This window comes from Streptomyces sp. NRRL WC-3549 (genome assembly GCF_000721935.1).
Taxonomy (GTDB): domain Bacteria; phylum Actinomycetota; class Actinomycetes; order Streptomycetales; family Streptomycetaceae; genus Streptomyces.
In genome coordinates, this window is record NZ_KL585408.1 from 30,338 (window position 1) to 32,419 (window position 2,082).

At 72.4% G+C, this 2,082-nt stretch carries 2 protein-coding genes; one reads left to right on the forward strand and one right to left on the reverse strand.

The window, feature by feature from the left end; translation table 11 throughout:
- Positions 1–555: lysoplasmalogenase (locus IH13_RS0119385; RefSeq protein WP_234433334.1), on the forward strand; the 555-nt coding region annotated here is incomplete at its 5' end.
- A gap of 85 nt (positions 556–640) precedes the next feature.
- Here the strand turns inward: IH13_RS0119385 and IH13_RS0119390 are convergent.
- Positions 641–2,082: S8 family peptidase (locus tag IH13_RS0119390; RefSeq protein WP_031086127.1), on the reverse strand; the 1,442-nt coding region annotated here is incomplete at its 5' end.

A 2,082-nucleotide genomic window follows, 5' to 3' on the forward strand; every position in this document is an offset into this window, starting at 1 on the left:
GTGCACGCCGTCCACCTGGTCGCCAAGCCGCTGCTGATGCCGCTGCTCGCCGCCTACGCGGCGGCCCGGGGCGGCCCCCGGCTGCTCGTCGCCGCACTGCTGTGCGGGTGGGGCGGGGACGTGCTGCTGATGCCCGACGCGGACGCCGCGTTCCTCGCCGGAATGGGGTGCTTCGCCGCGGGACACGTCTGCTACCTGGTGCTCTTCGGGCGCGCCCGCGCCTCGCTGGCGGCAGGGGCCGGGTACGCGGTGGCGCTCGTCGTCTTCCTCGTACTGCTGTGGCCGGACCTGCCGGGCGGTCTGCGGGCCCCGCTGACCTGCTACAGCCTGCTCCTGACCGCGGTGGCCTGGCGGTCCGGGGCCCTCGGCCGGCGGGCCGGTGCCGGCGGGGCGCTCTTCCTGCTCTCCGACGCGCTCATCGCCACCGGCGTCGCCGAGTGGCCGCGGCTCCCCGGCCACGACTTCTGGGTGATGCTGACCTACGCGGCCGCCCAGTACCTGCTGACGGTGGGGGTACTCGCGGGCCGCGGCGCGCCGCACCGCGTCAAGGGCTGAGACCGGCCGGTCGCCGCGACGCCGGAGGGGCCGGGGACCGTCGGTCCCCGGCCCCTCCTCACGTCCTCACGCGTGTGCCGCGGGACTACCTGCGGACCGCGTCCAGCGCGTCCACGACACCGGCTCCGTAGAAGCCGTTGTAGCTCTTGCCGCCCTGGCAGACGGCGTCGACGGTGCCGTCACCGTCGATGTCGTACGGCGCGCCGCACGCGGTGGCGTCCGCCTGGAGGGTCAGCAGCGCCTTCACCACCGCCGGTGAGGCGTACGGGTGGGTCGACTTGATCAGGGCCGCGACGCCCGCGACGTGCGGGGACGCCATGGACGTACCGGCCTTGTAGCCGAACTTGCCGCCGGGCAGCGTGGACAGGATCAGCCCGTTGTCGGCCGGCGCCTCGGGCTTCTGGTAGGCGGTCGAGTCGCCGCCGGGGGCCGCCACGTCGATGACGCCCAGACCGTAGTTGGAGTACGAGGACTTGAGGCCCTTCGCACCCGTCGCCGAGACCGTCACGACACCCGGCAGCATCGTCGGGATGTCCAGGCACTTACGCGGGTCGATCGTGCGGGTCACCGTCGTCGAGTCGTTGGGACTCGTCGTGTCCTCGATGGCGCGCAGCGCCAGGTCCTGGTCGGAGTTGCCGGCCGCGGCGACGTTCACCACGCCCCTGCTCTCCGCGTACCGGCTGGCGCGGTTGACCGCCTCGACCAGGGCGCCCTGGTCCGGGTCGTCCTTGCAGTTGAACATCCACGGGTCGGTGTAATAGCTGTTGTTCGTCACGTCGACGCCGTGCTCGGCGGCCCAGACGAAGCCGCAGACGACCGCCTCGGTGTAGAAGAAGCCGTCCGGGTTCGACACCTTGATACCGGAGACCTTCACACCCGGCGCGACGCCGGTGATGCCGGTGCCGTTCTTCGCCGCGGCTATGGTGCCCGCGACGTGCGTGCCGTGGTCGCTCTCGTTCGCGGCCGGCCGCCAGGCGCCGTTCGTCGTGTCCGGCGCGCCGGACACACAGTTCACCGACGCCTTGCGGTCGAAGTTCGGGGCCAGGTCCGGGTGCGTGTCGTCCACGCCGGTGTCGATGACGCCGACCGTGACCTTGCTGCTGCCGAGCGACTTCTGGTGCGCCTTGTCCGCCTTGATCGCGGGCAGGTCCCACTGCAGGGGCTCCAGCTCGTCCTGGCCGGCCTTCGCCTTCGCCGACGCCGCATCGGCCTGGGCGGCGGTGAGCGGCTGCGCGACCCCGATGTCCGTGGTGGCCTGCGGGACGATCGGGTTGGTGCGGGTCGCGCCCGCCGACTGCACGCCCTTGGCCTTGCGAATCGCCGGTCCGAAGTCCGGGTTCTGCGAGTGGACGACGATCACGCCTATGCGGTCGTACGACGTGACGACGGTGCCGCCCGCCTTGGCTATCGCCTTCTTCACCTGCTTCACCGTGCCGAGGCCGACGCGCGTGTTCACCACGTACGACAGCTTCGGACCGTCCGTCCGGACCACCGCCGTCGGCGTGTCCGCCGGAGCGGCAGCCGCGG